This window comes from Piscinibacter sp. (assembly GCF_050175855.1).
In the GTDB taxonomy this organism is placed as follows: domain Bacteria; phylum Pseudomonadota; class Gammaproteobacteria; order Burkholderiales; family Burkholderiaceae_C; genus Piscinibacter.
On the sequence record NZ_JBFXIO010000328.1, the window covers coordinates 1 to 5,894 of the forward strand.

The following is a 5,894-nucleotide window of genomic DNA, read 5'->3' on the forward strand; positions in this document are numbered from 1 at the left end:
CCGGCGGCTGCCCGCCCTGGATCAGGTAGCGGTCGTTGACGATCACCGACGGCACCGACGAGATGCCCGCCTGCGTGAACAGCCGCTCCTGCTCGCGCACCGCCTCGCCGAATTCGTCGCTGTCGACCACCTCGGCGGCGCGCCGGGCATCGAGCCCTGCGCGCTCGGCGCAGCGCAGCAGCACCTCGCGCGCGCCGGGGTTCTCGCCCTCGGTGAAGTAAGCCGACAGCAGCGCATGCTTGAGCGCGCGCTGCGGCGCCGCGCCCACCTCGCCGGCCCAGTGCAGCAGGCGGTGCGCGTCGAAGGTGTTCCAGGTGCGGCTGCGCCGCTCCATGCGGAACTCGAAGCCCACCGCCGCGCCACGCTCGGAGATGGCCTGCTGGTTGCGCTCGACCTGCTCGGCGGTCATGCCGTATTTCTTCGACAGGTAGGGCACCACCTCGGCGCCCTCCGGGCCCATGTCCGGGTGCAGTTCGAAGGGCTGGAAGCGGATCTCGGCCGCAACCTCGCCCTCGAGCTTGCCCAGCGCGATCTCCAGCGACGACAGGCCGATGGCGCACCAGGGGCAGACGACGTCGGAGACGAAGTCGATCTTCAGGGGTCGGGCAGCGGGAGCATTCATGGCGCCAGTCTATCGGGCCGCCGGCGCCCATGGGCACGCCCCTTGCAGAAGGCCCGTCCCACGCACCAAGTTGGAGACTTCCATGCAACGCCGCCTCCTGATCGCCGGCCTCGGCGCCGCGCTGGCCCTGTCCAGCGCGCTGGCCCGGGCGCAGACCGCGCTCGACGACATCCTCGCCAAGAAGCAGATCACCATCGCCATCCCGACCGACTTCCCGCCCTACGGCTTCGTCGGCACCGACCTGAAGCCGCAGGGGCTGGACATCGACATGGCCAACCTGATCGCCGCGAAGCTGGGCGTCAAGGCCGAGCTGGTGCCGGTGACCAGCGCCAACCGCATCCCCTACCTGCAGACGAAGAAGGCCGACCTGGTGATCTCCACGCTGGGCAAGAACCCGGAGCGCGAGAAGGTGATCGACTTCACCGCCGCCTACTCGCCCTTCTTTCAGGCGGTCTTCGCCGCGAAGTCAATGGCGATCAAGGGCCCGGCCGACCTGGCCGGCAAGACGGTGGGCGTCACGCGCGGCGCGATCGAGGACATGGAACTCAGCAAGCTCGCCCCGCCCGGCGCCGACGTGAAGCGCTTCGAGGACAATAACGCCACCGTCTCGGCCTTCGTCTCCGGGCAGGTGCAGGCGATCGCCACCGGCGCCTCGGTGGCGGGCAACATGATGGCGCGCAACCCGCAGCTCGGCACCGAGTTCAAGTTCGTGCTGAAGGATTCGCCCAACTTCATCGGCGTAGCCAAGGGCGAGGACAAGCTGCGCACGAAGGTCAACGAGATCATCGCCGCGGCCAAGGCCTCGGGCGAGCTCGACACCCTGGCGAAGAAGTGGCTCGGCCGCCCGGCCGGCGAGCTTCCCAACTGAGCGTGCCCCCCAGTCGCTTCGCTCCTGCCCCCGAGGGGCGCCGTCCGGCTTGGGGCGGCCCTACGCCGGACTTGCCCGGCGCAGGCACACGGCATGGTCACGCTTGACTTCGGTGCGGTGCTGGTCGAGTGGCCCGCGCTGCTGCGAGGTGCCGCCTTCACGCTGGGACTGACCGTCGTCTCGGCGGTGCTCGGTGTCGGTCTGGGCGTGGCCTGCGGCTGGGCGCGCGCCTGGGGACCGGGCTGGCTGCGCACGCTGGTCGGCGTGTACGTGGAGCTGATCCGCAACACGCCCTTCATCGTGCAGCTGTTCTTCATCTTCTTCGGGCTGCCCAGCCTGGGCGTGAAGCTCACGCCCGAGATGGCCTCGGTGATCGCCATGGTGGTCAACCTCGGCGCCTATGCCGCCGAGATCGCCCGCGCCGGCATCGAAGGCACGCCGAAGGGTCAGCTGGAGGCCGCGCGCAGCCTGGCGATGACCGAGTGGCAGGTGTTCTCGCGCGTGGTGCTGCCGCCGTCGCTGGCCCGCGTCTGGCCGGCGATGACCAGCCAGATCGTGATCGTGATGCTCGGCTCGGCGGTGTGCGGGCAGATCGCCGCGCAGGAACTGAGCTACGCGGCCAACCTGATCCAGAGCCGCAATTTCCGCGCCTTCGAGGCCTTCATCGTCGCCACGCTGATCTACCTCGCGCTGTCGATCCTGCTGCGCCAGGCGCTGCACTGGATCGGGCCGAGGTGGATCTTCGGCCGCGTGCCGCAGGGCCGCTGAGATGGTCGACTTCAGCCTCTGGGACATCTTCCGCAACCTGCTGCTGGCCGCGCGCTGGACGGTGCTGCTGTCGCTGGTGGCCTTCGCCGGCGGCGGTCTGGTGGCGCTCGCGCTGCTGCTGGCCCGGCTGGCGAAGTGGCGCGGCGCCGAGACCGGCGTGGCCGCCTACGTGCAGCTGTTCCAGGGCACGCCGCTGCTGATGCAGCTCTTTCTCGCCTACTTCGGCCTGGCGCTGTTCGGCCTGAACGTGCCGGCCTGGGTGGCGGCGGCGCTGGCGCTCACGCTGTACACCAGCGCCTTCCTCGCCGAGATCTGGCGCGGCTGCGTCAACGCCGTGCCGCGCGGCCAGTGGGAGGCCGCGGCCAGCCTGGCGATGAGCTTCGGCGAGACCATGCGCCACGTGATCGGCCCGCAGGCGCTGCGCATCGCGCTGCCGCCGACGGTGGGCTTCCTGGTGCAGGTGATCAAGGGCACGGCGCTGGCCTCGGTGATCGGCTTCATCGAGCTGACCAAGGCCGGCACGATGATCACCAACGCCACCTTCCAGCCGTTCACCGTGTACGCCTGCGTGGCGTTGATGTACTTCGCGCTGTGCTGGCCGATCTCGGCCTGGAGCCGGCGCCTCGAAAGGAAACTGCGTCGTGGGCACTGAACAATCCATCGTGAAGGTGTCGGCGCTGCGCAAGCGCTTCGGCGACAACGAGGTGCTCAAGGGTATCGACCTCGAGGTGCGGCGCGGCGAGGTGGTCGCCATCATCGGCAAGAGCGGCTCGGGCAAGAGCACGCTGCTGCGCTGCGTCAACGGGCTGGAGGAGTTCCAGGACGGCGCGCTCGAAGTCGACGGCCAGCCGCTGCGGCACGGTGATGCGAAGGCGATGCGCGCGCTGCGCCAGCACGTGGGCATGATCTTCCAGAGCTTCAACCTGTTCCCGCACCTGAGCGTGGGCCGCAACGTGATGCTCGCGCCGACCCTCGTCAAGAGCGAGACGGCCGCGCAGGCCGAGCAGCGCGCCCGCACGCTGCTCGCGCGCGTGGGCCTGGCCGAGAAGTTCGACGCCTGGCCCGACCAGCTCTCCGGCGGCCAGCAGCAGCGCGTGGCGATCGCCCGCGCGCTGGCGATGGCGCCCTCGGTGCTGCTGTGCGACGAGATCACCTCGGCGCTCGACCCCGAGCTGGTGGGCGAAGTGCTGCGCGTGGTGGAGTCGCTCGCCGACGAGGGCATGACGCTGCTGATGGTGACGCACGAGATGAACTTCGCGCGCAAGGTCAGCGACCGCGTGGTCTTCATGCATGCCGGCCGCATCCACGAGATGGGCCCGCCCGAGCAGTTGTTCGGGGCCCCGCAGAGCGCGGAACTGCGCCAGTTCCTGTCGGCGCTGCACTGACGCGCCACGGCGATCGCTACACGCAGCGCCCGCCGTCGACTTCCATCGCCACACCGGTGATCATCGAGGCTTCGTCGCTGCACAGGAAGCAGGCGGCGTTGCCCAGGTCCTCCGGCGTGGAGAAGCGGCCGAGCGGGATGGTGGCGAGAAACTTCGCGCGCGTCTCGGGCGTGTCGCCGCCCATGAAGGTGGCCAGCAGCGGCGTCTCGCCGGCCACCGGGTTGAGCGCCACGACGCGGATGCCGAAGGGCGCCAGCTCCACCGCCATCGAGCGCGTGGCGGTGATCACCCAGCCCTTGCTGGCGTTGTACCAGGTCAGCCGCGGCCGCGGGCTCACGCCGGCGGTGCTGGCCATGTTCAGGATCACGCCGCGGCCGGCCGCCTTCATGCGCGGCACGGCCTCTCGCGCGGCCAGGTAGATCGCCTTCATGTTGACCGCCACGATGCGGTCGAACTCGTCCTCCGCCAGGCCCTCCAGGGGCTGCGGCAAATGGCCGACGCCGGCGTTGTTGACGAGGATGTCGAGGCCGCCGAAGTGCTCGAAGGCAGCGTCGACCATGCGCCTCGCGTCGTCGGCGCGGGCGACGTCGACGGGCAGCGCCACCGCGCCGGTGGCATCGGCCACGCGCCGGGCGGCCGCTGCGTGGCGGTCGGCCACGATCACCCGCGCGCCTTCGGCGACGAACTTGCGCACGATGCCTTCGCCGAAGCCCGAGCCGCCGCCGGTGACGATCGCGGCCTTGCCTTGCAGTCTCATTGCCGGTCCTCCCTGTGCATTGCGGGAATTCTGCGCGGCCCCTAGAGTGGCTGCCATGCGGGTGTTCATCAGCCACGCCTGGGAAGACAAGCCGGTCGCGCTGGAGCTGGCGCGGCTGCCGCCGTTCGTGAAGGCCTGGGTCGACGTGCGCGAGCTGCTCGGCGGCCAGGACCTCGACCCGACCATCATCGAGGCCATCGAGGACAGCCACGTCTTCCTCACGCTGGTCAGCCGCGTCGCGATGACCAAGCCTTACGTGAACAAGGAGCTCGCCTGGGCGCTGGAGCGCGAGGCGAAGAAGGACCGGGTGTTCATCCTGCCGGTAATGCTCGAGCCCGGCATCAGCCTGGCCGAGTCGCCCAGCGAGACCTTTCGCCGGCTCGGCACGCGGCTGTTCGTCGGCGCCACCGGGCGCAGCGACGCCGATTACGCCGCGGCGCGTGCCGACATCGCGCAGACGCTGTTCCACTGGGCCAGCGACTGGCTCGACCGCTTCGAGCCGCGCGGCGACCACGACCGGCTGTTCGTCGAGCGGCTCGAGGGCCAGCTGGTGGAGTACCGCGAGCGCCTGTTCGAACTGAAGGCCATCCTGGAGTGGCCGCTGGCCAAGCTGACCGAGGATGCCGTTGCTGCACAGCTGGTCCAGTCGATGACACGCTACAACGAGTTCACCGACGGCTTCGCCGCGCGCCTGCTCGGAATGGACGCCGAAGTGCGCTGGCGCTTCGGTGCCGCCGCGCAGCGCGGCTACAAACGTCTGCGCGACTTCGTCATCGACGAGGTCTACCAGGGCGCGGCGTTCGCCCTGAACGACATCATCGAGTCGCTCAACCAGTGGGATGGCGTGCTCAGCCGCGACGCCGCCGCATTTGCCGCCGCCGATGCGCGGCGGGCGGAGCGCATCGAGGCGCTCGAGCCGGTGCTCGACGAACTGGTCGAGCGCAGCACCGACTTCGTGCAGACGCTCAAGCCATGAGGCCTCAGGCAAGCCTGGCCGCGCTGACGCTGGCTGTCGCGCTCGCCGGCACCGGCTCGGCCCGCGCGGACTCCGGCCCGGTGCCACTGCGGCGCATCGCACTGGGCGAGCTGGGCGGCTGGATCGAACTCACGGCAACGCTCGATGGCCGCGCCGGTCGCTGGCTGCTCGACACCGGCGCGAGCCGCAACCTCGTCTCGCCGACACTGGCTCGGCAGCTCGGGCTGGAGCCGGCCGGCACGATGCGCGCCGAGACGCCGCTCGGTGCGGTGCAGGGCGGCGAGGTCACGCTGCCGCCGCTGGTGGTCGGCCGCTTCGAGCGGCGCGAAGAGCGCGCCCTGGTGATCGAGCCGGCACGCCTGCTGGGCCCCGCCGGCGAAGGCATCGACGGTGTGCTGGGCGCGCCCTGGCTCGCCGGCCGGCGGGCTGAACTGAACCTGCGTGACTGGACAGCCCAGTTCGGCGGCGACGATTCCGCACCAGGCCCCGAAGCACTGGCGCCGGTCGCGCGCACCCGC

8 protein-coding genes are annotated in these 5,894 nt (G+C 70.5%); 6 read left to right on the top strand and 2 right to left on the bottom strand.

Translation table 11 applies throughout. The features are described 5' to 3' along the window. The coding region (locus AB7U92_RS20375) for a DsbA family oxidoreductase (protein ID WP_428581254.1) at nt 1–622 on the bottom strand (622 nt) is incomplete at its 3' end. Nucleotides 623–704: 82 nt separating this feature from the next. Here AB7U92_RS20375 and AB7U92_RS20380 point away from each other — a divergent pair. The 4 genes from AB7U92_RS20380 (at nt 705) to AB7U92_RS20395 (ending at nt 3,643) form a co-directional block, all read left to right on the top strand. After that, nucleotides 705–1,490: a transporter substrate-binding domain-containing protein gene (locus tag AB7U92_RS20380; protein ID WP_428581257.1), complete on the top strand. Its 786-nt coding sequence runs from the start codon at nt 705–707 to the stop codon at nt 1,488–1,490. Between the two features lie 93 nt (nt 1,491–1,583). Beyond that, nucleotides 1,584–2,258, top strand: coding sequence for an amino acid ABC transporter permease (locus tag AB7U92_RS20385; RefSeq protein ID WP_428581259.1), 675 nt, complete (start codon nt 1,584–1,586; stop codon nt 2,256–2,258). A gap of 1 nt (nt 2,259) precedes the next feature. Beyond that, nucleotides 2,260–2,910: an amino acid ABC transporter permease gene (locus tag AB7U92_RS20390; protein WP_428581262.1), complete on the top strand. Its 651-nt coding sequence runs from the start codon at nt 2,260–2,262 to the stop codon at nt 2,908–2,910. Beyond that, nucleotides 2,900–3,643: an amino acid ABC transporter ATP-binding protein gene (locus tag AB7U92_RS20395; RefSeq protein WP_428581265.1), complete on the top strand. Its 744-nt coding sequence runs from the start codon at nt 2,900–2,902 to the stop codon at nt 3,641–3,643. The genes AB7U92_RS20390 and AB7U92_RS20395 overlap by 11 nt, the downstream gene beginning before the upstream one ends. 16 nt (nt 3,644–3,659) lie before the next feature. Here AB7U92_RS20395 and AB7U92_RS20400 read toward each other — a convergent pair whose 3' ends face one another. Continuing rightward, nucleotides 3,660–4,400, bottom strand: coding sequence for a glucose 1-dehydrogenase (locus AB7U92_RS20400; protein WP_428581268.1), 741 nt, complete (start codon nt 4,398–4,400; stop codon nt 3,660–3,662). Between the two features lie 55 nt (nt 4,401–4,455). Here AB7U92_RS20400 and AB7U92_RS20405 point away from each other — a divergent pair, with 55 nt between their 5' ends. Next, nucleotides 4,456–5,376, top strand: coding sequence for a toll/interleukin-1 receptor domain-containing protein (locus AB7U92_RS20405; RefSeq protein ID WP_428581271.1), 921 nt, complete (start codon nt 4,456–4,458; stop codon nt 5,374–5,376). After that, on the top strand, nt 5,373–5,894 hold a 522-nt coding region (locus AB7U92_RS20410), incomplete at its 3' end, for a retropepsin-like aspartic protease (protein ID WP_428581274.1). The genes AB7U92_RS20405 and AB7U92_RS20410, both read left to right, overlap by 4 nt.